This window comes from Nonomuraea sp. bgisy101, assembly GCF_057708945.1.
Genome location: NZ_JBYITD010000016.1, coordinates 214877 through 239141, shown reverse-complemented (window position 1 = coordinate 239141; position 24265 = coordinate 214877). Strand labels below are relative to the sequence as shown.

General features: G+C 72.0%; 18 protein-coding genes. 8 read left to right on the top strand and 10 right to left on the bottom strand.

All coding sequences use genetic code 11. From position 1 onward, the window contains the following. Positions 1 to 17: 17 nt before the first annotated feature. Genes AC3EO4_RS29230 through AC3EO4_RS29215 form a run of 4 tightly spaced genes read left to right on the top strand, consistent with a single transcriptional unit; the run spans position 18 to position 7426 of the window. Positions 18 to 3191, top strand: a complete 3174-nt coding sequence (locus AC3EO4_RS29230; protein WP_431898669.1) for an ABC transporter permease — start codon at positions 18 to 20, stop codon at positions 3189 to 3191. Next, on the top strand, positions 3188 to 5812 hold the full coding sequence (locus AC3EO4_RS29225) for a hypothetical protein (RefSeq protein ID WP_431898668.1): 2625 nt from the start codon (positions 3188 to 3190) through the stop codon (positions 5810 to 5812). Before AC3EO4_RS29230 ends, AC3EO4_RS29225 begins: the two co-directional genes overlap by 4 nt. Beyond that, positions 5809 to 6738 carry an ABC transporter ATP-binding protein gene (locus AC3EO4_RS29220; protein ID WP_379581196.1) on the top strand — a complete coding sequence of 310 codons (930 nt, stop codon included), beginning with the start codon at positions 5809 to 5811 and terminating at the stop codon, positions 6736 to 6738. Before AC3EO4_RS29225 ends, AC3EO4_RS29220 begins: the two co-directional genes overlap by 4 nt. Further along, positions 6728 to 7426, top strand: coding sequence for an ABC transporter ATP-binding protein (locus AC3EO4_RS29215; protein ID WP_379581195.1), 699 nt, complete (start codon positions 6728 to 6730; stop codon positions 7424 to 7426). Before AC3EO4_RS29220 ends, AC3EO4_RS29215 begins: the two co-directional genes overlap by 11 nt. Here the strand turns inward: AC3EO4_RS29215 and AC3EO4_RS29210 are convergent. Continuing rightward, on the bottom strand, positions 7383 to 8555 hold the full coding sequence (locus AC3EO4_RS29210; RefSeq protein WP_431898666.1) for an MFS transporter: 1173 nt from the start codon (positions 8553 to 8555) through the stop codon (positions 7383 to 7385). The two genes, AC3EO4_RS29215 and AC3EO4_RS29210, sit on opposite strands and share 44 nt — an antisense overlap. 121 nt (positions 8556 to 8676) lie before the next feature. On the opposite strand from AC3EO4_RS29210, the gene AC3EO4_RS29205 reads away from it, so the two are divergent. After that, positions 8677 to 9090: a MarR family winged helix-turn-helix transcriptional regulator gene (locus AC3EO4_RS29205; RefSeq protein ID WP_379581193.1), complete on the top strand. Its 414-nt coding sequence runs from the start codon at positions 8677 to 8679 to the stop codon at positions 9088 to 9090. A 215-nt stretch (positions 9091 to 9305) separates the two neighbouring features. On the opposite strand, the gene holA is transcribed toward AC3EO4_RS29205, so the two are convergent. Both holA and AC3EO4_RS29195 read right to left on the bottom strand, forming a co-directional pair. Beyond that, a complete protein-coding gene (gene holA / locus AC3EO4_RS29200) occupies positions 9306 to 10244 on the bottom strand; it encodes a DNA polymerase III subunit delta (protein ID WP_431898665.1) in 939 nt (312 codons plus the stop codon). Between the two features lie 517 nt (positions 10245 to 10761). Beyond that, positions 10762 to 11700, bottom strand: a complete 939-nt coding sequence (locus AC3EO4_RS29195) for an AraC family transcriptional regulator (RefSeq protein ID WP_379581191.1) — start codon at positions 11698 to 11700, stop codon at positions 10762 to 10764. 70 nt (positions 11701 to 11770) lie between these two features. Between AC3EO4_RS29195 and AC3EO4_RS29190 the strand changes: the two genes are divergently transcribed. Both AC3EO4_RS29190 and AC3EO4_RS29185 read left to right on the top strand, forming a co-directional pair. Beyond that, positions 11771 to 12661, top strand: a complete 891-nt coding sequence (locus AC3EO4_RS29190; protein ID WP_431898664.1) for an SDR family oxidoreductase — start codon at positions 11771 to 11773, stop codon at positions 12659 to 12661. A 155-nt stretch (positions 12662 to 12816) separates the two neighbouring features. Next, positions 12817 to 13296 carry a DUF4440 domain-containing protein gene (locus AC3EO4_RS29185; protein WP_431898663.1) on the top strand — a complete coding sequence of 160 codons (480 nt, stop codon included), beginning with the start codon at positions 12817 to 12819 and terminating at the stop codon, positions 13294 to 13296. Positions 13297 to 13309: 13 nt separating this feature from the next. Here the strand turns inward: AC3EO4_RS29185 and AC3EO4_RS29180 are convergent, their stop codons facing one another. The 7 genes from AC3EO4_RS29180 to AC3EO4_RS29150 all read right to left on the bottom strand — a co-directional run bounded on the left by AC3EO4_RS29180 (position 13310) and on the right by AC3EO4_RS29150 (position 22506). Further along, positions 13310 to 15469, bottom strand: a complete 2160-nt coding sequence (locus AC3EO4_RS29180; protein ID WP_431898662.1) for a ComEC/Rec2 family competence protein — start codon at positions 15467 to 15469, stop codon at positions 13310 to 13312. Between the two features lie 668 nt (positions 15470 to 16137). Beyond that, positions 16138 to 16389, bottom strand: coding sequence for a hypothetical protein (locus AC3EO4_RS29175; RefSeq protein ID WP_431898661.1), 252 nt, complete (start codon positions 16387 to 16389; stop codon positions 16138 to 16140). A gap of 124 nt (positions 16390 to 16513) precedes the next feature. Further along, a complete protein-coding gene (locus tag AC3EO4_RS29170; protein WP_379581186.1) occupies positions 16514 to 17368 on the bottom strand; it encodes a ComEA family DNA-binding protein in 855 nt (284 codons plus the stop codon). A gap of 454 nt (positions 17369 to 17822) precedes the next feature. Then, the gene (locus tag AC3EO4_RS29165; protein WP_431898660.1) at positions 17823 to 18641 is read right to left on the bottom strand and encodes a DegV family protein; all 819 of its coding nucleotides are present in this window, start codon (positions 18639 to 18641) and stop codon (positions 17823 to 17825) included. A gap of 13 nt (positions 18642 to 18654) precedes the next feature. Then, a complete protein-coding gene (gene hutI, locus AC3EO4_RS29160; RefSeq protein ID WP_379581184.1) occupies positions 18655 to 19863 on the bottom strand; it encodes an imidazolonepropionase in 1209 nt (402 codons plus the stop codon). A gap of 431 nt (positions 19864 to 20294) precedes the next feature. Continuing rightward, positions 20295 to 21740 (bottom strand): GTPase HflX, encoded by a 1446-nt coding sequence (gene hflX / locus AC3EO4_RS29155; RefSeq protein ID WP_431898676.1) that lies wholly within the window; start codon positions 21738 to 21740, stop codon positions 20295 to 20297. A 73-nt stretch (positions 21741 to 21813) separates the two neighbouring features. Further along, a complete protein-coding gene (locus AC3EO4_RS29150; RefSeq protein ID WP_431898659.1) occupies positions 21814 to 22506 on the bottom strand; it encodes a DUF4097 family beta strand repeat-containing protein in 693 nt (230 codons plus the stop codon). 132 nt (positions 22507 to 22638) lie between these two features. On the opposite strand from AC3EO4_RS29150, the gene aceB reads away from it, so the two are divergent. Beyond that, positions 22639 to 24216 (top strand): malate synthase A, encoded by a 1578-nt coding sequence (aceB, locus tag AC3EO4_RS29145; protein ID WP_379581182.1) that lies wholly within the window; start codon positions 22639 to 22641, stop codon positions 24214 to 24216. Positions 24217 to 24265: the final 49 nt, after the last annotated feature.

Here is a 24265-nt window from a genome sequence, read left to right as displayed (position 1 = left end):
TGACGAGCGGGGGCGATATGCGGGCGCGTGTTCCGCTGGTTCTCAGGCGAGCCGCCAGTGAGCCTCTCCTCCTGCTGGCCGCCTTCGGCTCCATCCTCCTCGCCACCACCACCCTTGTCGCGCTGACGATGTACGCCTCCTCGACCGCCGAGGCGGGCGTCCGCCGCACGATGGAGACCGCGCCGATCAGGACGACCGCGGCCACCATCACCACCCCCGTCACCACCGCCTCCTTCCCCGGGGTCGAGCGGGCGATCCGGACCGTCACCGCCCAGGTCTACGCGGGCGCTCCCGTCGCGCTCACCGCGAGCATGCGCTCCGACTCCTACGTCGTCCCCGGTCAGGAACGGCAGGCCAGGCCTGAGCTGTACCGCTTCAACACCTACGAGGGCCTCGACCGGCACGCCAGGCTGGTCGAGGGCGCCTGGCCCGGTGACGGCGAGGAGCGGGTCGAGGCGGCCGTCTCCCTGTCCGCCGCCACCGCGGCGGGCCTGAAGGTCGGCCAGGAGTTCACCACCGAGAGCCGCATCGACGCCAGGCGCCGCGTCGAGGTCCGGATCACCGGCGTCTTCCAGCTCGACGACACCTTCGGCGACCGCTGGGCCGGTGAGGAGCTGCTGAGCTCGGGCGTCCAGCTGGGTGATTTCACCACGTTCGGGCCGCTGATGGTCACCGAGCGGACGTTCCTGTCCCGGTTCGCCACCAACGTCAGCGCCACCTGGACCGCCCTGCCCGATCTGACCCGCCTCTCCCCCGAGCGGCTGCGCCCCTTCGCCCGGGACGTGGCCGGGCTCCAGGACCGGCTCAGGGACAGCGGGTGTCCCGAGTGCAGGGCCGGCACGCGGCTGCCCGAGATGTTGACCCAGCTCGACACCGCCTCGCTGGTCGCCCGCTCGACCATGCTGATCCCCGTCCTGCAACTGCTCCTGCTGGCCGCCTACGCGCTCATGCTGACCGCGCGCCTGCTGGCCGACCACCGCAGGATGGAGGTCGCGCTCCTGCGCGCGAGGGGCGCGGGCGCGGGCAGGCTCGCGCTGCTCGCGGGCGGCGAGGCGCTGCTGGTGGCGCTTCCGTGCGCGATCCTGGCACCGCTGCTGAGCTCGCCGCTGCTCCGGCTGGTCACCGCGATCCCCTGGATCGAGGCCTCGGGCGTACGGCCGGCCCCCGACGCCGACCTCGGCACGTTCGCCGTGTCGGTGGCGGTGGCCCTGGCCGCCGCCGTCCTGCTGACCATGCCCGCGCTGGGCGGCGTCCGCCGCACCTACGTCGACGAGCAGGCGGCGCGCGGACGGTCGGGCGGCAGGGGGCTGGTGCAGCGGGCGGGCGCGGACCTGGCGCTGCTGGCGCTGGCGGCACTGGCGATCTGGCAGCTACGGCACTACGGCGCGCCCGTGACGGCCACGGCCGGCGGTGACATCGGCATCGACCCGCTGATCGTCACAGGGCCGGCGCTCGCGCTGCTCTGCGGCGGCATGCTCGGCCTGCGCCTGGTGCCGAGGGTCTCGGCCCTCGCCGAGCGGCTCACCGCCAGGCGCGAAGGACTGGCTCCCGCGCTCGGCGCCTGGCAGGTCAGCCGCAGGCCGGCCCGCTACTCGGGCCCCGCGCTGCTGCTCACGATGGCGATCGCGATCGGCGTGGTGTCGATGGCCACCGCCGCCACCTGGCGTTCCTCGCAGGAGGACCAAGCCCGCCACCAGGCGGGCGCCGACCTGCGGATCTCGGGCCCGCCCGATGCCCGCGAGCTCGGCGCGCTCGGCCGGGGCACCGCCTTCGCGAGCCTGCCGGGCGTCACCGCGGCCAGTCCCGCCTTCAGGGGGCCGGCCACGGTCGCGGGGGAGCCGGCGACGCTGATGGCGCTGGACGCCGCGAGACTGGCCGCGCTGCTGAAGCTGCGCCCCGACCTGTCCGAGGACGGCGTGCGGGAGATGGCGGCGCGGCTCGGCGCGGCCCGCCCCGAGATCGAGGCGGTCCCGATACCCGAGCGGCTGCCGCTGTCCGTGCGGGTCAGCGGGCCTCCGGGCCGGTCCGTCGAACTGGGCGTGGCGGTGGAGGACGGGCTCGGCGTGTGGCTCGAGCTTCCCGCGGGGCCGCTCCGGGCGGGCGTCAACCGGGTCGAGCTCGACCTGAAGTCGCTCGCGGGCCGTACGGGAAGGCTCACCCCTCCCCTGAGACTGCGCGGCTTCGTCCTGAGGGCGACAGGCGTCACGGTGACGGTCGACCCCGGCGTCACGCTGCCGCCCGGCCTGCGCTGGACCGCCAGGCGGCCGGTGGCCTCGGACGGCGGGCGGCTGTGGACGCTGCAGCTCCCCGGCACGGCCGAGGAGCCCGCCTACAGCGTCGTCGCCGCGAAAGGCGACGGCGACCTGTTCGCCCCGCCTCGCGGGCCCGACAAGCAGCGGATCTTCAAGCCGTTGCCCGTCGTCCTCACCGCCGATCTGGCCGATCGGCTACGGCTCACCACGGGCCAGGTCGCGCCGGTGAACCTCGACGGCGACAACATCGAGGTGAAGGTGGCGGGCGTCGTCGACCGGATGCCGACCACCCAGCCCGACCAGCCCTCGATCCTCGTCGACTGGGGCACGCTGCAGGGCAGGGCGTTCGCGGCCGCGCAGCGGCTGCGTCCCGCGACGGAGTGGTGGCTGGCCGCGCGCGGCGGCGACACCGCCGCCGCGATGAAGGTGCTGGCGAGCAGGCCGCAGTGGGTGGCGACGGCCGTGGACCTCCAGGCGCTCACCTCGCGCTTCCGTGACGATCCGCTGGCCGGTGGACTGCAGGGTGCGCTGACGCTCGGCTTCCTGTCCGCGCTGGTCTTCGCCGTGCTCGGGTTCCTGACCAGCGCGGCGGTGGCGGCGCGCGAGCGCCTCGCGGAGTTCGCGATCCTGCGGGCGCTGGGCGTCGGCTTCCGCCAGGTGTTCGCGCTGCTGGCGATCGAGCAGACGTTCGTCATCGGCCTCTCGCTGGCGGCGGGAACGGTCCTCGCGCTCGTGGTCGGCGCCCTCGTCGTGCCCCACATCGTGCTGACGGGGCAGGCCACGGCCGTCACTCCCGGCGTGGTGCTGGCCGTCCCGTGGCCATCGACCGTCCTGATGCTGGTCCTGGTCGCGGCGCTGCTGTTCGCGATCGTCGGGGGGCTGGCCCGCGTGCTGCGCGGCCGGGGGCCCGGTGGCCTGCGCACCAGGGAGGAACGGTGAGGATCCTGACGCTGATGCGCGAGCACGCGGGCGCGGCCGCCGTGCTGGCGGTCCTGACGCTGAGCGCCTGCCTGCTGATCTCCGGTACGCCCCGGGCGCTCCAGTCGGCCTACGACCACGGGCTCAGGCAGACCCTGGCCGCGACGACCGCCCAGGACAGGGACCTGCGGGTGCTGGCGCGGAACGCGACGCCCGTCAGGACCCGCGCGGAGCTGGCGGCCAAGGAGCGGGCCTTCCGCGCGCTGCTGCCGTCCGAGCTGGCCGCGCTCGCGACGACCGGCGGCACCAGCCACTTCTCGGTCAGGACGGTCGACACGCCCGCCTTCGACCGTCCGAAACAGTACGTCAACGTGGGCTGGCTCTCCGACTTCGACCGGCGCCTGACCTGGGTCGAGGGCCGCGAGCCCGGCGCGCCCAGCACCTTCGCGGCGCGCGGGATCGGCACGATCCCGCTGCTCGAAGTGGGCGTGCCGGAGGGCGCGACCACCACCATGAACCTGCCTGTCGGCAGCATCGTGGTCATCGGGCAGAGCGAGCAGATCGCGGTCAGGGTCTCGGGCGTCTACCGGCCGAGGAACCCCGCCGACCCGTACTGGGACCACGAACGCGACACGATCACGGTCGAGGAGCGGCTCCCGCCGGGCCAGCTGGAACCCGACCGCTACGTCACCACGCTGACCGGCGACGAGGGCATCGAACTCCTCGGCTACGGCGCCCGCAGGACCGTCTACTCCTGGGTGCTCGGCGTCGATCCCGGCAGGGCCGACGCGCTCGACCTGCCCTCCACGCTCGGGGCGATCAAGGACTACAACGGCGCGGTGGCGCTGGAGGCGGACGGCAACGCGGCCAACAGCGTGGCGACCGGCCTGCCCAGGCTGCTGACCTCCTACGCGGAGTCGCTGGCCACGGCGCAGACGGTGATGTTCCTGGTGCTCGGCGGCCTGCTGGCGGTGGCGCTTGGCGTGATCGTGCTCGCCGTCCAGCTGATGGCCGAGCGGATGGCGGCCGCGCTCGCCCTGATGCGCGCGCGAGGCGGCGCGCTGGGGCAGGTCGCGGGCGCGGGGACGGCCGTCGTCGCCATCGCGACCGTGCCGGCGGCGGCGGCCGGCTACCTACTGTCGTGGCTGGTCCCTGGGCCCGTCACGCCGATGGTCCACGTGGGCCCGCTGATCGTGCTCGGGGTCGCGACGGGTTTCGCCGCGATCCGGCTGACCCTCGCCCACCGCGCGCCGCTGCACGATCGACGCGACGACGTGGCCGCCGCCAGGCCCTCGCCCCGCCGGATCACGCTGGAGCTGACGACCGTGGCGCTGGCGCTGGCCGGGGCCTATCTGGTGCGCTCTCGCGGCGTCTCGACCTCGGCGGCGACCCTGGGCGCGGACCCGTTCCTGCTGCTCGTCCCCGTCGCGCTGGCGGTGGCCGCGGCCCTGATCACCCTGCGCTGCTACCCGTTCCCCCTCAGGGCGCTCGTACGGCTGGCCGCCCGCCGCCGCGCCGCCGTGCCGTTCCTCGGCCTGACGATGGCGGCGAGGTCGAAGTCGTTCACCGTGCTCCCCGTGCTGATCCTGCTGCCCGCGCTGGCCGTGTCGGTGTTCGCCTCGATCGTCTCCGGCGGCGTCTCCAGCACCCAGGAGCTGGCCGCATGGCAGAGGGTCGGCGCGGACATCAGGGTCGAGCACCCCGTCGCGATCACACCCGAGGCCGTGGCGCGGGTCAGGAACGTGCCGGGCGTCGAAGCCGTGCTGACCGCGATGACAGGTGACGCGGTCGTCGGCAGGACGCCTGTCGAGGTCGTCTCCATCGACCTGGCCGCCTACCGGGAGCTCGTGGCAGGCGGTCCGCTGGACGTGCCGGCGCCACCGGGAGGGCCCGGCATCCCCGCGCTCGCCTCGCCCCTGCTGGGCAGGGAGCCGCTGTCGGTCCGCTGGCAGGTCGCGATGCGGGTGGACCCGCGCGGCTCCGTCACCGGCTTCCCGGGGTTGCAGACGCAGCGGAACCTGATCGTGCTGCCCGCCGACGCCAACGAGCGGGCGGGCGCGCCCACCAGGCCGAACGTGCTGCTGGTTCGAGGGTCCGCCGACCCTGCCGCGGTGCGCGAGGCGGTGAGCACGCAGGGCGGTCTGCCACCCGTGGTGCGATCGAGAGCGCAGACGCTGGCCGCCATCAAGGGCTCGCCGCTGACAGGGGCCGTCCTGGACACCCTGATGATCGTCACCGCCGCCCTGGCCGTCTACTGCCTGGTCGCCGTCATGCTCGCGCTGGTGATCACGGCCCCCGCCCGCGCGGGCGCGCTGTCCTTCCTGCGTACGCTGGGGCTGTCGCCTCGCCAGGCGCGACGCCTGACCGTCCTGGAGATCTCCCCCTTGATCCTGTTCACCGCCCTGGCAGGGCTCGCGCTGGGCCTGGGCCTGCCCGTGGCGCTGGGACCGGGCATGGACCTGTCCGCCTACACGGGCGACCTCGCCGTGAGCGGCCACGGACCGCTCTCCGGCGGCGCGCTCCTGACACCCGTCCTGCTGGCCGCGGGCCTCACCGCGGTCTCCGTGCTCGGCGCGTACGCGCACACCGCCATCGGCCGCGGGCGCGGCCTCGGCTCCGTCCTACGAGTAGGTGACCAGTGACGAACACCCCCACCATGTCCGACCTGGAGGCGCAGGCCACGCGGGAGCGGGCCGTCTTCGGCGGTGACGCGCACATCGTCTGCGACAACCTGGTCCGCATCTACAAGACCGAGGGCGTCGAGGTCGTCGCCCTCCAGGGCCTCGACCTGCTGATCCAGAAGGGCGAGCTGGTCGCGATCGTCGGCGCTTCGGGCTCGGGCAAGTCCACGCTGCTCAACGTGCTGTCGGGCCTCGACGTGCCGACCGCGGGCCTGGCCAGGGTGGCGGGCATGGATCTGCTGTCGATGACGGCCAAGGACAGGCTGCGCTACCGGCGCGAGGTCGTCGGCTTCATCTGGCAGCAGACCGCGCGCAACCTGCTGTCGTACCTGACCGCGCGGGAGAACGTCGAGCTGCCGATGAAGCTGGCCGGCAGGAACCGCAAGGGCCGCGCGACGGAGCTGCTGACCCTGCTCGGCGTCGACTACTGCGCGGACAGGAAGCCGTCGGAGATGTCGGGCGGCGAGCAGCAGCGGGTGGCGATCGCCGTGGCGCTGGCCAACGCGCCGCAGCTGATCCTGGCCGACGAGCCGACGGGAGAGCTCGACAGCGACACCTCGGAGGAGGTGTTCGAGGCGCTGCGCAGAGCCAACAGGGAGCTCGGCGTCACCGTGGTCATCGTGACGCACGACGCGCTGGTCTCGGAGCAGGTCGATCGGACGATCGGCATCCGCGACGGCCGTACCAGCAGCGAGACGCTGCGCAGGGAGGGCGCCGAGGGCCAGATCATCGCCGAGGAGTACGCCGTCCTCGACCGCGTCGGCCGGCTGCAGCTGCCGCGCGACTTCATGAACGCCCTCGACATGGAGCGCAGGGTGCGCCTCGAGCTCGAGTCCGACCACATCGGCGTGTGGCCGTCCCGTGAGGAGTCTTCCGATGAGCAGTGAGCCGCTGGTGGTGGTGGAGGGCCTGCGTAAGGTCTACCGGACGGGCCCCAAGGAGGTCGTCGCGCTGCGCGAGGTCTCCTTCGAGGCCTACCCGGGCGAGCTGGTGGCGATCAGAGGCAGGTCGGGTTCGGGCAAGACCACCCTGCTGAACCAGATCGGCGGGCTGGACAGGCCCGACGCCGGCCGCGTGGTCGTGGCGGGGCAGGAGGTGACCTCGCTGCCTGAGGATCGGCTGCTGGCGCTGCGCAGGGACGTCGTGGGCTTCGTGTTCCAGTCCTTCGGCCTGATCCCCGTGCTGTCGGCGGCCGAGAACGTCGGCGTGCCGATGCGCCTGACCCGCACGCCCGTCGACGAGCGGGACAGGCGCGTGCGCATGCTGCTGTCACTGGTCGGGCTCGAGCAGCACGCCAACCAGCGCCCCTACGAGCTGTCGGGCGGGCAGCGCCAGCGCGTGGCGATCGCCAGGTCTCTCGCCAACAGGCCGCGCCTGCTGGTGGCCGACGAGCCGACGGGGCAGCTCGACTCGCAGACGGGGCGGCAGATCATGCAGCTGATCAGGGCGCTGGTCCGCAGCGAGGGCGTCACCGCGCTGGTGGCCACCCACGACCCGGGCCTGATCACGCTGGCCGACAGGGTGCTGGAGATCAGCGACGGGGTGCTGAGAGAGACGGCGCTGCAGGAGTCCTGACCTCGCGTATGGCCAGCACGCCGAGGCTCGCCGCGGCCACGGCGATCGCCGCCACCCACAGCGGCGCCGCCGTACCCGCCCATCCGGCCAGCGGGGCGGCGACGGCCAGCCCCAGCGGGCGGCTGGCGAACGAGATCAGCGAGTCGAACGAGCGCACCCTGCCCAGCGCCTCCACCGGGATCCGGTCGGCGACCACGGTCTCCCACAGCGGCACGAGCACGCCGAGGCCGAACATCGCGACGCCGTACGCGACCGCCACCGCCCAGCCGCTCAGCGGCACGGCCAGCGCCGCCAGGGGCGCCGCGTAGAGCGACGCGCCCACCGCGCAGCCGACGAGCGGGCTGCGCACGGGCAGGCGGGGCGCGGCGAACACGCCCGCGAGCATCCCGACCGTGCCGGACTGCACGATGATCACCCACATCGCCTCGCCGCTCCGGATGGTGATCAGCGGGCCGAGAGTGAGGAACAGCCCCGCGCAGAAGTGCCACACGCCGTGGCCCATGACGCTGACCAGGAACCACGGGCGCCGCCTGATCTCCTGCCAGCCCCTGGCCAGTGACTGCTTGCCGGTGGGGGCGGCCGTGGCCGTACGGACGCCGCCGAGGGTGAACGCGGAGGCGGCGAACAGGGCGGCGGTGGCCAGCGACGCCCAGCCGGGCCCCGCCCCCAGGACCAGCGCGCCGGCGATGGCGGGCGCGCCCACGGCCGACAGGCTGGTGGCCAGGCTGATGCGCGCGTTGGCGCGCAGCCGCGCCGGTCCCTCAACGGTCGCGGCCACCAGCCTGGGCACGGCAGGCGTGCCGAACGCGACAGCGGCGCCGGTGACCGCCGCGAGCACCGCCAGGTCGGCGATCCTCTCCACGCCGGCCAGCAGTTCCACGCCGATCGCCGCTTGGGCCACGCACCGGGTCAGGTCCGCGAGCAACGCGACGCGTTCGGGTGGGAAGCGGTCGGCGAGCACTCCCCCGAACGGCAGCAGCACCAGCATCGGCACCAACTCGCACGCCAGCACGACGCCAAGGTCGGCGGCCTCGCCCGTGACCCTGAGCACGACGAGGGTCAACGTCGTCGGGATGAGCGCGGTCGCCAGCGCCGACAGGGCACGGCCGATCACTAGTCTGGTGAGCATGGCCTCGGAGAATAGTTCGCCAGCGAATGTTTCGTCAACGTCTGATTCGGTTGACAAACATCTATCGCGGTGGCGCGGCAAGGCGCCCTACGACGAGCGGGTGGAGGCGATCATCACGCGCATGCAGCTCCTGGTGAAGCACGTCCGCCTCGCCAAGGAGGCGGCACTGGCCGAGGTCGGGATCCAGGACTTCGAGTTCGAGACCCTGCACAGGCTCGCCTCCCGCGACACGCGGCAGGCCACGCCGTCGGAGCTGGCGAGCGAGCTGATGCTGTCACCGGCGGGGATGACAGGACGTATCGACACACTGGAGAAGGCGGGGCTTGTCCGCAGGATCCGCAGCGAGGAGGACCGGCGCAGGGTCGACGTGGCGCTCACCGGCAAGGGACACGACCTGTGGCAGGCGGCGATGGCCGTCAGGGCGACGGCGGAGGCGGAGATGGTGGCCGCGCTGGAACCCGGCGAGCAGGAGGCGCTCGACAGGCTCCTCAAGCGGATGCTGGTCAGCCTCGAAACCGCCCGCCGCCCGTCGTGATCGCCATCGACCCGTCGCCCTCCGTGACGCCGGCAGGCACCCTTCACCTCCCGTAGGAGCCCCCTCCCACGGGAGACTCCCCGCCCACCAGTAGGGGACTCATCTCCCGCAGGAGACTCCCCTCCCGTGGTGGACTTCCCTCCGGCAGGAGACTCCCCTCCCGCAGGAGACTCCCCTCCCGCAGGAGACGATCCTCGGCGGGGTGGGCGGCTCCGTCAGCGACCGTTCCTGCTCGCCACGATCGTCTGGATGGCGTGCTCGAGCGCATAGGCAGGATCAGCGCCGCCGCCCTTGACCTGCTCGTCGGCCGCGGCGACCGCCATCAGCGCGGCGGACAACCCCTCCGGCCCCCACCCGCGGAGCTGCCGCTTGGCGTTGTTGATCTGCCACGGGGCCATCCCGAGCTGCGCGGCCTGGACGTTGCGCCCCGCCCCGCCCACCTTGGCCAGCGACCTCAACGACCTGGCCAGCGCGCTCACCAGCAACACAGGCGCCACCCCTGTGCCGAGCGCCCATCGCACCTGCTCCAACGCGTCGGCCAGGCGACCCTCCACCGCCGAGTCGGCCACCGTGAACCCGCTCACCTCCGCCCTGCCCTTGTGATAGCGGGCGACGGCGTTCAGGTCGATGCTCTTGCCCTCGGTGTCGAACGCCAACTGGCTGCAGGCCGCCGCCAGCTCGCGCAGGTCGTTGCCCACCGCGTCGAGCAGCGCCTGAGCCGCCTCGCCGGTGATCGTGCGGCCCGCGCGCTTGATCTCGCCCTTGACGAAGTCGAGGCGCTCGGCGGGCTTGGTGAGCTTGCTGACGGTGACGACGTCGGCCCTGGTCTTCTTGATCCCGTCGATCAGCGCCTTGCCCTTGACGCCGCCCGGATGCACCAGCACGAGAACCGTGTCGTCAGCGGGGTTCTTGGCGTAGCCGACGACCTCGGCGATCGTCTCCTTGGACAGGTCCTGGGCCGACCTGATCACCACCACCGACCTGTCGCCGAACAGCGAGGGCGAGGTCAGACGGGTCAGCTCGCCCGGCTCGACCTTGCCGCCGACCAGGTCGTGCACCTCCGCGCCGGCGTCCTGCGCCTTCGCCGCGGCGACCACGACACCGACGGCCCGCTCGGCGAGCAACTCCTCGTCCCCGACGACCAACGTCACCATGCGGTCAATTCTCCTGTACGGCAAGCACCCGATAGGCCACCGCGGTCACCGCTGACCGCCCGTCCATCACGCTACTGCGGGCCCACGAACCCGGCCGCCGTTACGAGAATCCCCCACCCGCCCGGCCGCCGTTACGAGAATCCCCGCACCCACCTTCCCACCACCGCCGAGCACCTCAGCCCCGCCGCCCGTCAGACAACCACCCACCACGGAACCACCCGACTTCCCACACCGCCGACCACCTCAACCCCGCCGCTCGCCAGACAACCACCCACCACGCGACCACCGAGCTCACCCACCGCGCCCAACGCCACATCAACGCCACCCCGCCCTCACCCAACCGAGGACACGCCGCGAAGACCATCGCGCCTGCACACTCACGAGCACACCAGCCCAACCCCGGCGACAAGCACCAGGCCACCCGTCCCACACGAACACCGCCACCCCGTTGTCGCGAAGAACCGCCGCGACACCGCCTGCCGGAAGCCGCGTTTCACGGCCGCCCCCAAGCCGACCGTCAGCGCTCCACCCGCCGCGTCCCGCCCGAGCGCCGGTACTCGCCCGGCGTCTGCCCGCACCACTGGCGGAAGGCCAGGTGAAACCCCACCCCCGACCGGTACCCGACCCGCTCGGCGATCCGGCTGTGCGGCAGGGCCGACTCCTTCAGCAAGCGCGCCGCCTCCTGCATCCTGCGCGCCGTCAGGTGCCGCATCGGCGTCTCCCCCACGAGCTCGCGGAAGCCGGCCGCGAACGCCGACCGCGACAGCCCCGCCTCCCCCGCCAGCGACTCCAGCGTCCACTGCTCGGCGAACCTCGTGTGCACCGCGAGCAAGGCCCTGCTGATCCCCTGATGCCGCAGGGCGTGCAGCACGGGGGTGTCCAGATCGCTCAACGCCACCCGCAACGCCAGCACGAACGCGAGCTCGAACGCCCGCAGCGCCACCAGCGCGGCGCCCGGTTCTCCGGTCGCCCACTCCCGCGCCAGCATGTCGAGCGTGCCGGACAGCAACGGCTGGCGTTCGAGCAGTTCCCTGTCCAGCACGAGCACCTGTGGCAACGCCTGGTAGAGCGGGGCGGCCGCCGCGCCGTCGTAGTGCAGTCCGCCGCACAGCATCGTGGTGATCGCGCCAGGGCCGTCGATCTCCACCGTTCGCACCGCGCCAGGCTCGCGCCGGGGCAGCATCGAGGCCAGCGGCACCGTCGGCCCGCCCGGGCGATCGGCCAGGCGATGGGCGGCCCCGTGCGGGAAGACGACCAGGTCGCCGGCGCGCAGCCGTATCGGCTCGGGGACCTCGGGCAGTTCGACCGTGCACTCGCCCTCCTGCACGTAGTGGAGTAGCGCGCAGTTCTCCCGCTCGCCCGCCACTCCCCACGGGGCGTGCGCTGACCACCGGCTGTGAAAGACGCCGTGCAGCCGGAGCGGCGCCAGCAGCTCGCTCAGGAGATCCTCATCCACGGACGATCCTTAAATCCTTTGAGACTTGTCTTTATGGATCGTAATCGGTGAGGTCGGCAGTCTGGTCGTCATGAACATTCTTGTGATCGGAGCCACCGGCGCCCAGGGCGGCAGCACGGCTCGACGCCTGGTCGGCCTCGGACACGCGGTGAGCGGCTTCACCAGGACCGGCATGGGGCTCCCCGAGGGCGTGAAGCCCGCGATCGGCGACCTCGCGGACGCCTCCGCCGTGCGGGCGGCGTTCGACGGGGTGACGCACGCCAGCGTGTTGCTTCCCATGGTCTACGAGGCTCCCGTCGTGGAGTCGTACGTGCGCAACATCGTCGCGGCGGCCACCGAGGCGGGTGTGCGGCGCCTGGTCTTCAACACCGGCAACCGCGTCCCGTCAGGGCCGACGCCGGTGAGCGCCTTCGAGACGCGTCGGGCCGCGGAATCGGTGTTCGCGCACTCGGGAGTGCCGACCGTGGTGCTGCGGCCGCCCGTGTACCTGGACAACCTGTGCGCGCCCTGGGTGGCGGGACCGCTCGTCCACGCGGGAGTGCTGGCATATCCCTTGCCCGCGGACGTGCCGGTCTCCTGGCTCAGCCACGGCGACCTCGCCACCGCCACCGTCGCCGCCCTCACCAGCCCCGATCTCCTCAGCACCACGCGGTTGCTCGCCCTCGACCTCGGCGGCCCGGACGCGGTGACGGGAGCCGAGCTCGCCGCCGCCTTCGCCGCCGTCCTCGGCCGGCCTGTCCGGTATGCCGCGCAGGACCTCGGCGAGTTCGAGGCGGGCCTCGCCCATGCCTTCGGCCCGTCCACCGCCGAGGCCATCGCGGGGGCGTACCGCTGGGTCGCGGAGAAGGACCACACCCTGTACGGCCAGAACTCCGCGGGTCTCGAGGACACTCTCGGCGTCCGCCTCACCCGGCTGCACGACTGGATCGCCTCCCGCCCCTGGAAGGAGATCGCCCGATGACCACCGACCCCCACCCCGCGCCACCGAAGTACCCTGATCGTCTCCCGCCCGCGGAAGGAGAACTCCCGACCACGCACCGAGCGCCGCCGGAATGGCCAGGTCGCCTCCCATCGCCCGAAGGCCACCATCCGACGCCCACCACCCATCCAGCACAGTTGGAGAAACCAGCTCATCCCCCAACCCCCGAAGGCCACCACCCGACGCCCACCACGCATCCGACGTCCCGGGAGGAGGGCGTCTCCGCAGTAGGGGAGGTCGAGTGCCGTGCCGAGGTCGTTCGGCACCACAGGGTCATCGAAGCCTGGCTCACCGGGCGCGCCCCGCGAACCGAACTCGACGTGTTCGCCGCTGCTCACACCCCCGACTTCGCTTACACCACCCCGGACGGCCAGACGCTGCCGCTGCCCCACCTGCTGGCCATGATCGAACCCGCCCACGGCGCGGCGCCCTCCCTCTCGATCGAGATCCACGATGTGCGGGTCGTGGCCGGCGCCGACACCGTGGTCGTCGCCACGTACGACGAGCACCACCACGGCCGCGATCCACGCGACCGCCGTGCCACGGTCGTCTTCGTCCGCGACGCCACCGCTCCCCATGGCCTGCGATGGCGTCACCTGCACGAGACCTGGATCTAGCGCGATCCGGCGATCACCCATCGGGCCGCCCCCTGGACACCACCGCGAGGCGGCCCGCCTGGTCGATGACGGCGAGCGCCCCCGACTGGTCGGTCCGGTACACGCGCATGCCGAGCCGATGCAGCAACCCCACCGTTCGCGGCGCCGGATGCCCGTATCCGTTGTCGGAGCCCACGCTGATCAACGCCGCTCTCGCGCCGATCGCGGCGAGGAAGCGCGGGTCCTGCCGTACGGACCCGTGGTGGGGGACCTTGAGCAGGTCAGCGCGCGGCAGACCGGCCCGCAGTAACTCCGTCTGCGCCTCCGTCTCGACGTCGCCGCCGAGCAGGATGGAGCCTGCTGCCCACCGCACGAGGACGACCACGCTCTCGTTGTTGATCACACTGCCCTCTCCGGGGCCGCTGGGCAGCTTGCCCGGTGATGGGCCGAGCACGTTCAGCTCCGACGGCCCGAAACGCCACCGGGCGCCCGGTGTGGCCACCCATTCGGGGACGCGGCGTCTGATCAGGTCGTTCGAGATGCGCGCGGACTCGCTCGCGGGGGCACGACCCGGGCTGACAATGACGGCGCCTACCCGTCGCCCCGACCTGAAGACGCCGTCGAGACCGCCCACGTGGTCGCGGTGTGGGTGGGTGAGGATGACCAGCGGCACCTCTCTGATGTCCAGATCGCGGAGACAGCGGTCCACCAGACCGGGATCCGGCCCGGTGTCGACGACGACGGCCCTCCCCTGCCCCGCGGCGACCGCGAGCGCGTCGCCCTGGCCGACGTCGCACGCCACGAACAGCCACCGGGTTGGCGGCCATGGGGCGATCACCGGGCCCACGACGAGTACGGTCGCCATGCCTGCCGTACCCGTGATCAGGACGATGGTTCGCGTGCCCGCGCGCCGCAGGAGGGGTACCGCCACCGCGGCGGCCCCGGCCAGCAGGAGCACTCCGGGCAGGCCGCCCGGCCACGGGAGCCCCGCGAAGGGAACGCGGGCCGCGTGCTCAGCCACCGTGATGATCCAGCCGACCGCGTAGCCGGCGGGAACGACGAGCAGTCGCGCCAGGTCCAGCGACACGGGTGCCACCAGCGCCGCCATGAACCCGATGACGGTCGCGGGCGCGACCGCGGGACCCGCCAGCAGGTTGGCGGGCACCGCGACCAGTTGCAGCTGTCCCGCCATGAGCACCAGCACGGGCGTGACCGCCGCCTGCGCCGCGGCGGGCACGGCCACGGCCTCGGCCGCCCAGCGCGGCATCCTGGCCGACAGCCTGTCGCGCCACCGGGGCGCGAGCAGCAGGATGCCGCCAGTGGCACAGACCGACAGCGCGAAGCCGTACTCGCGGGCCAGGCCAGGATCGAACATGATCAACAGCAGTACGGTCGCCGACAGCGCCGCGACACCGTCCCTGGCGCGGCCCGTGCCGAGCGCGATCGCTCCGACCAGCCCCATGAGCAGCGCCCGCAGCACGCTCGGCGAAGGCCGCGCCACGACGGCGAAGGCGAGCATGGCGGCCGCCGCGAGCATCGCCCGTACAGCGAGCGGCAGCCCGGCCAACCGCGACAGCGCCACCACCGCCCCCGACATGATCGCGAGATTGGCTCCGCTGACGGCGGTCAGATGGCTGAGGCCCGCGTCCTTGAAGTCGGCGCTGACGTTCGGATCCATGCGCGACACGTCGCCCACCACGAGTCCCGGCAGCAGACCCCGCTGGTCGGGCGGCAGGACGTCCGCCGCGCGGCGCAACCCCGCCCTCAGCTCACCCGCGACTCCCTGCAGGCCTGAAGGCTCGGACAGGACCACTGGCGAACCACGAACGAGCAGCACAGCGGTGACGAGTTCGCCCGGCTCGGCGGAGCTCAGCCTGCCGGTGACGCGCAGACGCTGGCTGGGCAGGAGCGACCGCCACGCGCCACCTGACCCGAACACCACGACAGGAGCGTGTACGGCAAGCCGCCCGTCCGGGGTGTCGACGGACTCGAGCGTGGCGTCGACGACCACGCTCTCGCCGTGGAAGGCGGCCTTCGCCTGTCGCACCCGGGGGTCGCCGGTGAGCACGATGTCGCCGTGCACGACGGCCTCCCTGGCTGCCCGTTCGGCGACCGGGCCGGTGGTGACGGCGTGCACCCGGAACGCCACCCCTGCCGAGGTCGCGGCGACACAACCGAGCACGGCGACGGCCACGTTGACCCGGACACCGGAGCGCCGGCGCCCCGTATCGCGGTCGGGCTTCCGGAGATGACGAGCCGATGAGACGCCCTGCCCGGCTCCGCTGTTCCTGAGTCGGCTCCATCTCCAGAGGCGAGAACCCAGGCTCCAGACGTGAAAGCCGCGGCCCCAGAGGTGAGAGCCCAGGCCCCAGAGGTGAGAGCCCAGGCCCATGAGGTGACGGCCCGAGCTCCGGAGGTGACGGCCCGGGGCGACGAGGGCGTCGTGGAGATCGGATGGGCGCGGAGCGGGCGATTCGATGGACAGGCCGGGGGGCGGAATCAGGGACGCGGCCGTAGGCGGGGGTGGGGGTGGCCTACGACGGCACGCGACCGTGATCGGGATCGTGACCACGCCCGCGGCGGCCACCACCGCGCAGGTGGCACCCACCGGCGCGGGACAGCCCAACAGGACCAACGCCGTCGCCCATGAGGCGAGCGCCGGTAGCACGAGAACCAGCGAGTAGGCCGCCGGAGACTCGCCGTCCCCGCGCCGAGTTGCATGACCATCCGGAGACTTCCCGTCCCCGCGCCGAGCGGCATGACCGTCTGGGGCTCTCGACGCCGACGCGCCTGGGTGGCCGCACTTCGACGGCGGCATTCGTTGCCCCGCCCCCTCGCTCACCCGAACACACCCTTCCGTTGTCACTCGAACGTGCTCCTGTGCTGACCGGACACGTGCCCGCCCCGCCCCCGACACGCCACCAGAGGCAGCCACCAGGTACCGACCCAGCCGCACACCGTGCCGACCCAGCCGACCCAGCCGACCCAGCCGCACACCGTGCCGACCCAGCCGACCCAGCCGCACACCGTGCCGGCCTGGCCGTGCGCCGTGCCGACCCAGCCGACCTGGCCGTGCGCCGTGCCCGCCCTGACGCGGACACACCCACCCCTCACGTCCCCGTGCGGACATGACAGGGCCGAGCGAACGCGGTCCACGGCTGTTGCCGCGGCGTATCCCCACTCCTCAGGGCAGCCTGCGGGGCCGGGCCAGGACGCACACGTGCCGATCCGAATCACGTCAGACGCGGACCTTGTCCTTCAACTCCGCGTACTTTCGATCACCGATCCCGGTCACCTCCCGCAGCTGGTCGACGCTGCTGAATCCGCCGTGGGTCGTTCGGAACTCGGCGATCCGGGCCGCGAGCACTTCGCCGACCCCTGGTAACTGCTCCAGCTGGTCGGGGGTGGCGGTGTTGAGGTCGAGGACGTCGGGGACGGGCGCGGCGGCGATCGTCCCTTCCCCGCTCGGCGCGCCTGGGGCGCCGACGACGATCTGCTCGCCGTCGACCACACGTCTGGCGAGGTTGACCGATCCGGTGGGGGTGCCGGTGCGAACGCCGCCCGCCGCCTGGACCGCGTCGGTCACCCGGGAGCCGCCGGGGAGGGTGTAGACGCCCGGCTTCCGTACCTTTCCTGCGACGTGGACCATCACCGATGGCGTGGTCGTGGGGGTGACGACGTCCGACGGGGGCGCGGCCGAGCCGTGGATCGGGGATGGGGCGGCGACGGGTTCGGGGGTGGGGCTGGAGCGCCAGGCGTAGATCCCGCCGACGACGGCGGCGACAAGACCGAGGGCGAGAAGGACGCGCAGTCCTGGACGTCCGGGGTCGAGGGCGGGCGCCTGGTTGGTGACGGCAGCGCGGAAGGCGGCGAAGGAGGAGGGGACAGGAGGCGAGATGCCGCCAGGGGCGTCGTCGCCCGCTCGACCGTGGCCGGGCTCAAGGCTGTCGCGGCCCGTCCGGCCGATGGTGGAGGACGAGGGCGCGAAGGCGTCGTCAACGTCCCAGTCGGGTGTGCCGAGGTCGGCGGCCGTGGGCCGACGCGAGGACGATGCCCCTGCGCCCGACGACCAAGAGGAGACGAGCGGGTCCACGGGGTCGTCACCTGAGGTCAGGCGACCCACAGACGGAAGGCCGCCCGGCGCCAGGCGGGAGGCGACGGGACCCACAGGGTCGTCGGCTGAGACTCGCGGCGAGAGGGGCGGGCCGCTCAGCGTTCCGCGAGAGGAAGACAGGACGTCGCTCGGCGCTCCGCGAGAGGAAGACAGGACGTCGCTCGATGCTCGGTGGGAAAGGGGTGGGTCGAGGGGGGAACGAGGCGATGTGGGAGGCCGATCGCCGCCCCGCAGGGCTGAGCGTGCCAGTGGCAGCCCTGACGCGCCGCCCTCGGCTCGCCAGAGCCTCTGCAGACGTCTCGCGGCCACGGCTCGCTCGACGTTCTCCTCTGAGTTCCGCACAGACGGAAAGGTAGGCCGACCGCCCCGTGGGCCGAGGCGCAGAACGGCGTTCTGTGGACAACCGAACCGGCCCGGAAGCGCCTGGGGACGGTCAGGAGCTGGGCGACACCGTGATGCCCAGCGCTCCTGGGCCCACGTGGACGCCGATCACCGCGCCGACCTCGACCACGCTCAGCCGTACCAGCTTCCGCAGCCGCTTGGACAGCCGCTCGGCCGACGCTTCGGCCCGCCCCTGGGCCGACAGGTGCTGGACCGCCACGTCGACCGGTTCCTCCCCCGCCGTGGCCACCGCCAGGTCCTCCAGCCGCGCGATGGCCCGCGCGGCCGTGCGGACCTTCTCCAGCGGCACGATGCGCCCGCCTTCCAGGTGCAGGATCGGCTTGATCGCCAGCGCCGATCCGACCAGCGTCGCCGCCGCTCCGATGCGTCCTCCACGCCGCAGGTACTCCAGCGTGTCGACGTAGAAGTACGTCTCGGTGTGGGCGGCAGACGTCGCGGCGATCGTCGCGACGTCCTCCAGCGTCCGCCCGGCTTCGGCGGCCCTGGCGGCGGCGAGCACGGGGAAGCCGAGCCCCATGGCGATCGATCTGCTGTCCACGACCTCGACGGGGCCCGGAGCCTCGGCGGCGGCGAGCCTGGCGGCCTCGGCCGTACCGGACAGGTCGCCTGACAGGTGCACGGAGACCACGCCGGTGGCCCCGGAGGAGAAGGCGGCGGCGTAGGCGGCGGCGAAGCGGTGGGGGGCGGGGCGGGAGGTGGTCACGGGGGTCCACTCGCCGATGCCTGCCTGCGTCCCCTCGTCGTACGGGCGGCCGCCCACGATCACCTGGAGCGGCACGACCGTCACCCCCGGGGGAACGGCAGGCAGGTAGGCCGTGGAATCGGTGACGATCACAACCGAAGGCGACATACCCAGAGATTAGCTATTGGACGGGCATTCCGCCCCGCCAGACCCTGCGCGGCTTGAGCCCGAAGGACCAGGCGAAGGCGCCCTCGTGGTCGGCGTCCCACTGCACGATGTCGGCCAGCCGGCCAGGCGCGAGGACGCCCCTGTCGGGCGCGCCGAGCACGGTGGCGCCGCCGAGGGTGGCCGCCCGCAGCGCGTCGCCGACGCTCATGCCGAAGGCCGCCACAGCCAGGCTGATGACCAGCGCCATCGAGGTGATGCCGCAGTGTCCGGGGTTGTGGTCGCTGCCGAGCGCGATGGTGACGCCCTGGGAGATCATCCGGCGGACGGGAGGGAGGCTGCCGCGCTGCATCGCGGTGGCGGGGCAGAGGACGGCGGGCACGCCGTAGCGGGACAGGACCGCGATGTCCTCGTCGGAGGTGTGGTGCAGCAGGTCGGCGGAGGCGCAGCCGAGCTCGGCGGCCAGCTGCACGGCGCCGCGGCGACTGTAGGCGCCGGCGTGGACGCGGGGCAGCAGGCCGACGTTGCGTCCCGAGGCCAGCACCCAGCGCGACTCCTCGGTGGTGAAGTGGCCCTCGTCGCAGTAGACGTCGACGCTGTCGGCGCCCGCCGCGGCGGCGTCGGCGCACCACGCGCCCACGGCCTCGACGTAGTCGCGCTGGCGGCCGAAGTACTCGGGTGGCACGACGTGCGCGGCGAGGAAGGTGACGTGCACGCGCGGCATCATCGGCTCCTTCTCCAGCTCGCGCAGGAGCCGCACGTCGGCGAGCTCGCCGTCGCGGGTGAGGTGGTAGCCGGTCTTGGCCTCGACCGTGGTGGTGCCGCTGAGCAGCCACGAACGCAGTCGCTCGCGCACGCCGTTGCAGAGGGTCCAGGGGTCGGTGCCGCGGGTCACGGTGACGGTGGAGCCGATGCCGCCGCCTGCCGCGTTGATCGCCGATGGGGAGGAGCCGCTGGAGCGCATGGCCATCTCGGCGTAGCGGTTGCCTGCGTAGACGGGGTGGGTGTGCGCGTCGATCAGGCCGGGGGTGACGAGCGCGCCGCTGAGGTTCTCGACCTGGTCGACGTCGACGATGTCGTCGACGACGCCGGGAACGCTCTGCGGGAGGTCTGCCGCACGGCCCACCCAGGCGATGCGGTCGTTGTGTACGAGAAGGGCCGCGTTGCTGATGACGTCGTTGCCTGTCCACATGCGGCCGATGTTGGTGAGCAGCCGAACGGTCATCGCACCACCCCGCACTTGGGCAGCGGAGAGCGAGCGGCGGCTACCGCGCCCACTGAGTCCGCTCCGGGTCCGGCCGACATCGGGGGTCTCCTGCTCTCATCCGCAGCGATCGTGCGGTGACCGGTCGCCGGGCTCATGATCCGGCGATTTCAGTTCAGTTACGTTATTTCACAGGTCGGCTCGCTGTACAGGGTTATTCGGAAGAAAGCATGCGTATCAAAACGACGTATGCGTCCCTTGGGGCAGCTCAGCCCCGTCAATCCCCATCGGCCCCCGCAGGCGACATCACTCGCAGCAGCCATCTCGATACCCGCGCCATCAGTGTCGTAAGACTTGACTTATGGTAGCAATCCAAGCGTTCAAGGACCACCGCCGTTTTTGTCCGAAAATGCGAAAATCGCGCGGGGAATCCCCGCGCGATTTTCTGCAGCTCACACCCGCTCGACGGGCTTCGCCACCTGCTCCAGTTCGTGGAAGAGGCTCGACAGGACGCGAGCGTGGAGGATGGTGCCGTCGCCCACGTGTTCGACGGAGAGCACCTCGCCCTCCCTGTGCGCACGGGAGATCAGGTCACCCCGCTCGTACGGCACGAGCATGGACACCTCGTGGTCGAGCCTGGGCAGCTCGCGCTCGATCATGGCCATCAGCTCGTCGATCCCCGCGCCGGTGCGGGCCGAGACGACGATGCTGTCGCGCTCGCTCCTGGTGAGCCGGTCGATCACCTCCTGGTCGGCGGCGTCGGCCTTGTTGATCACCACGATCTCGGGCACGTCGAGCGCGCCGTCGATCTCGGAGAACACCTGGCGGACCGCGCTGAGCTGCCCCTCGGGGTCGGGGTGCGAACCGTCGACCACGTGGAGGATCAGGTCGGCGTCGGCGACCTCCTCCAGCGTGGAGCGGAACGCCTCGATCAGCTGGGTCGGCAGCAGCCGTACGAACCCGACGGTGTCGGCGATCGTGAACAGCCGGCCCTCAGGCGTGCGCGCCCTGCGGACGGTCGGGTCAAGGGTGGCGAACAGCGCGTCCTCGACCAGCACGCCCGCGCCGGTGATGCGGTTGAGCAGCGAGGACTTGCCCGCGTTGGTGTAGCCGGCGATGGCGACGGCGGGCACCTCGCGGCCCGCGCGGTGCGCGCGCATGGTCTCACGCGCGGTCGACATGCCGCTGATCTGGCGGCGGAGCTTGGCCATGCGCTCGCGGATGCGGCGCCTGTCCAGCTCGATCTTCGTCTCACCGGGACCGCGGCCGCCGATGCCCACGCCGCCTGCGGCGCGACCACCGACCTGCCTGGACAGGTTGCCACCCCAACCACGCAGGCGCGGCAGGAGGTACTGCAACTGGGCCAGCTCGACCTGGGCCTTGCCTTCGCGGCTCTTGGCGTGCTGGGCGAAGATGTCGAGGATCAGCGCCGTGCGGTCGATGACCTTGACCTTCACCACTTCCTCGAGCTGGCGCAGCTGGCCAGGGCTCAGCTCGCCGTCGCAGATCACGGTGTCGGCGCCGGTCGACTCGACGATGTCGCGCAGCTCGAGCGCCTTGCCCGAGCCGATGTAGGTGGCAGGATCGGGGCTCTGCCGCCGCTGGATGAGGCCGTCGAGGACCTCCGAGCCCGCGGTCTCGGCCAGGAGCTTGAGCTCCAGGAGCGAGTTGTCGGCTTCGGCCGCCGTACCCGAGGTCCAGACGCCCACGAGGACGACCCGCTCCAGCCGTAGCTGGCGGTACTCGACCTCGGTGACGTCCTGAAGCTCAGTGGACAGGCCCGCCACACGGCGGAGCGCATGGCGCTCTTCCAGATCCAGCTCGCCGAGCTCGACGTCGTCGAAGGCGGAGTTGGCGGCGGAGTCACGCGTGTAGCGAGTACGGGAGTCGTTGTGCATTCGTGTCATCTCTAATAGGGAACGTTCGGACGTCCCAGAATCATCCCCGACATGCGGCCCGTCAGTCACCTGGTTAAAGAGGAAGGACCCGCACGTCGCCCGACCCCGTGCGAACGGTGACCTTGCGCGACGAGCCCGCGTCGTCGGTCACTTTCACCTCGGCGTCGCCCGAGCCGGTTTCGGTGGTGACGTCGTACGCGTCCTTCGGCAGATAGAGCGTGGCGTCGCCCGATCCCGCCTTCATCTCGACGCTGTCGGGCGCGGCGGCGAACCTCAGCTCGAGCCGGCCGGAGCCGGTCTCGGCGAGGACGCGCTTGCCCACGAGGCCGTTGGCGTCGATGTCGCCCGAGCCCGTCGTCGCCTCGGTCTCCCCTGACAGCGAGCGCAGCGAGACGTCACCGGAACCGGCGTCGGTCTTGACCCGCAGGCCCTTGGGAATCTCGATCGTGTAGTCGACCCAGCAGCTGTCGTTCTGCATGCACCTGTAGGAGAGCTCGAGGGTGTCCCCAGCCACCTCGTGCGAGGTCTCGGGCTCGTGGTCGCGCCAGTGCCGCTGCTCGGTGACCTTGATGCCGGTCCTGTCGGTCTCGTTGACCACGATGTCACCGGACCCGCTGTCGACGGCCAGACCGGCGACCTTCTCCGACACCACGTAGGTCTCGGTCTTCTCGCCCTCCGCCGTGCCCGTCCCGACAAAGCCGCAGCCCGTCAGCGCCGTGGCCGAAGCCACCAGCGCGCCCAGGGCGATCACGCCTTTCGCCTTCATCTCTCCATGGTCTCCCCGCGAAGGAAAAGACAGCATCGGGGATGACCCTTGCCTTGTCCCGAACCGACCCGGTGAAGTAGCGTCACTTCCATAATCCAGAACTATTTTTCCACTATGCGGAAAGAGGCTGTCATGGAGATCACAGGCCCGATGCTCGACCGGTTCGAGGAGATCCTCACGCCGGAGGCCCTGGCCTTCGTGGCGGAGCTCCACCGGAAGTTCGACGCCAGGCGCCTGGAACTCCTGGACGCGAGGCAGGCCAGGCAGGCCGAACTGTCCGCCGGCGGCACGCTCGACTTCCTCGCCGAGACCAAGGAGGTCAGGGAGGGCGAGTGGCAGGTCGCGCCGCCCGCGCCGGGCCTCGAGGACCGCCGCGTCGAGATCACCGGGCCGGTCGACAGGAAGATGACCATCAACGCCCTCAACTCAGGCGCCAAGGTGTGGCTCGCCGACTTCGAGGACGCCAACTCCCCGCTGTGGGAGAACTGCGTGAGCGGCCAGCTCAACCTGCGCGCCGCGCTCGACCGCGAGATCGACTTCGAGACCGGCGGCAAGAGCTACACGCTCAAGCCCGACGCCGAGCTGGCCACCATCGTCGTGCGGCCGCGCGGATGGCACCTCAACGAGAAGCACGCCCTGGTCGACGGACAGGAGGTCTCGGCCTCGCTGTTCGACTTCGGCCTGTACCTCTTCCACTGCGCCTCCCGGCAGCTCGCGAAGGGCAAGGGGCCGTACTTCTACCTGCCGAAGATGGAGTCGCACCTGGAGGCCCGCCTCTGGAACGACGTCTTCGTCCACGCCCAGCGCGCTCTCGGCCTGGACAACGGCACGATCAGGGCGACCGTGCTGATCGAGACCTACCCCGCGGCGTTCGAGATGGAGGAGATCCTCTACGAGCTGCGCGACCACTCCGCCGGCCTCAATGCCGGCCGCTGGGACTACCTGTTCAGCGTGATCAAGAAGTTCCGCACCAGGGGGCGCGAGTTCCTGCTGCCCGAGCGCAACGCCGTGACGATGACCGCGCCGTTCATGCGCGCCTACACCGAACTGCTCGTGCGCAGCTGCCACAAGCGCGGCGCCCACGCCATCGGCGGCATGGCCGCCTTCATCCCCAGCCGCAGGGACCCCGAGGTCAACGCCGTCGCCCTCGACAAGGTCAGGGCGGACAAGACCCGCGAGTCCGGTGACGGCTTCGACGGTTCGTGGGTGGCCCACCCCGACCTGGTGCCGATCTGCCGCGAGGTCTTCGGCTCCGTGCTCGGCGAGCGCCCCAACCAGCTCGACAGGCTCCGCGAGGACGTCGAGGTGTCCGCCGCCGACCTGCTCGCCGTCTCCGCCACCCCTGGTGACATCACGGAGAACGGCCTGCGCAACAACGTGGACGTCGCCCTGCGCTACCTGGCCGCCTGGATGGGCGGGCTCGGCGCGGTCGCGATCCACAACCTCATGGAGGACGCGGCCACCGCCGAGATCTCCCGCTCCCAGATCTGGCAGTGGATCCACAACGGCATCACGCTCGCCGACACCGGCGCGCCGGTGACCAGGGAGCTCGTCGAGCAGATCATCGCGGAGGAGCTCGCCAAGATCGCCGCGGAGCCCGGTTACGACGAGCGGCTGTACGGCCAGGCCGAGGCGCTGTTCAAGGAGGTCGCGCTGAACGACGACTTCGCCGAGTTCCTCACCCTCCCCGCCTATGCCCGCATGCCGTAGCTTTCTGACCCGGGACCGGTGGGAGCGACCGGTTCCGGGGAGGTAGGTG

What these genes read in the sequence shown, in the direction of transcription:
- AC3EO4_RS29230 (WP_431898669.1), top strand. Translation starts at nt 18, where the DNA reads ATGCGGGCGCGTGTTCCGCTGGTTCTCAGGCGAGCCGCCAGTGAGCCT.
- AC3EO4_RS29215 (WP_379581195.1), top strand. Translation starts at nt 6,728, where the DNA reads ATGAGCAGTGAGCCGCTGGTGGTGGTGGAGGGCCTGCGTAAGGTCTAC.
- AC3EO4_RS29210 (WP_431898666.1), bottom strand. Translation starts at nt 8,555, where the DNA reads ATGCTCACCAGACTAGTGATCGGCCGTGCCCTGTCGGCGCTGGCGACC.
- AC3EO4_RS29205 (WP_379581193.1), top strand. Translation starts at nt 8,677, where the DNA reads ATGCAGCTCCTGGTGAAGCACGTCCGCCTCGCCAAGGAGGCGGCACTG.
- holA (WP_431898665.1), bottom strand. Translation starts at nt 10,244, where the DNA reads ATGGTGACGTTGGTCGTCGGGGACGAGGAGTTGCTCGCCGAGCGGGCC.
- AC3EO4_RS29190 (WP_431898664.1), top strand. Translation starts at nt 11,771, where the DNA reads ATGAACATTCTTGTGATCGGAGCCACCGGCGCCCAGGGCGGCAGCACG.
- AC3EO4_RS29165 (WP_431898660.1), bottom strand. Translation starts at nt 18,641, where the DNA reads ATGTCGCCTTCGGTTGTGATCGTCACCGATTCCACGGCCTACCTGCCT.
- hutI (WP_379581184.1), bottom strand. Translation starts at nt 19,863, where the DNA reads ATGACCGTTCGGCTGCTCACCAACATCGGCCGCATGTGGACAGGCAAC.
- hflX (WP_431898676.1), bottom strand. Translation starts at nt 21,740, where the DNA reads ATGCACAACGACTCCCGTACTCGCTACACGCGTGACTCCGCCGCCAAC.
- AC3EO4_RS29150 (WP_431898659.1), bottom strand. Translation starts at nt 22,506, where the DNA reads ATGAAGGCGAAAGGCGTGATCGCCCTGGGCGCGCTGGTGGCTTCGGCC.
- aceB (WP_379581182.1), top strand. Translation starts at nt 22,639, where the DNA reads ATGGAGATCACAGGCCCGATGCTCGACCGGTTCGAGGAGATCCTCACG.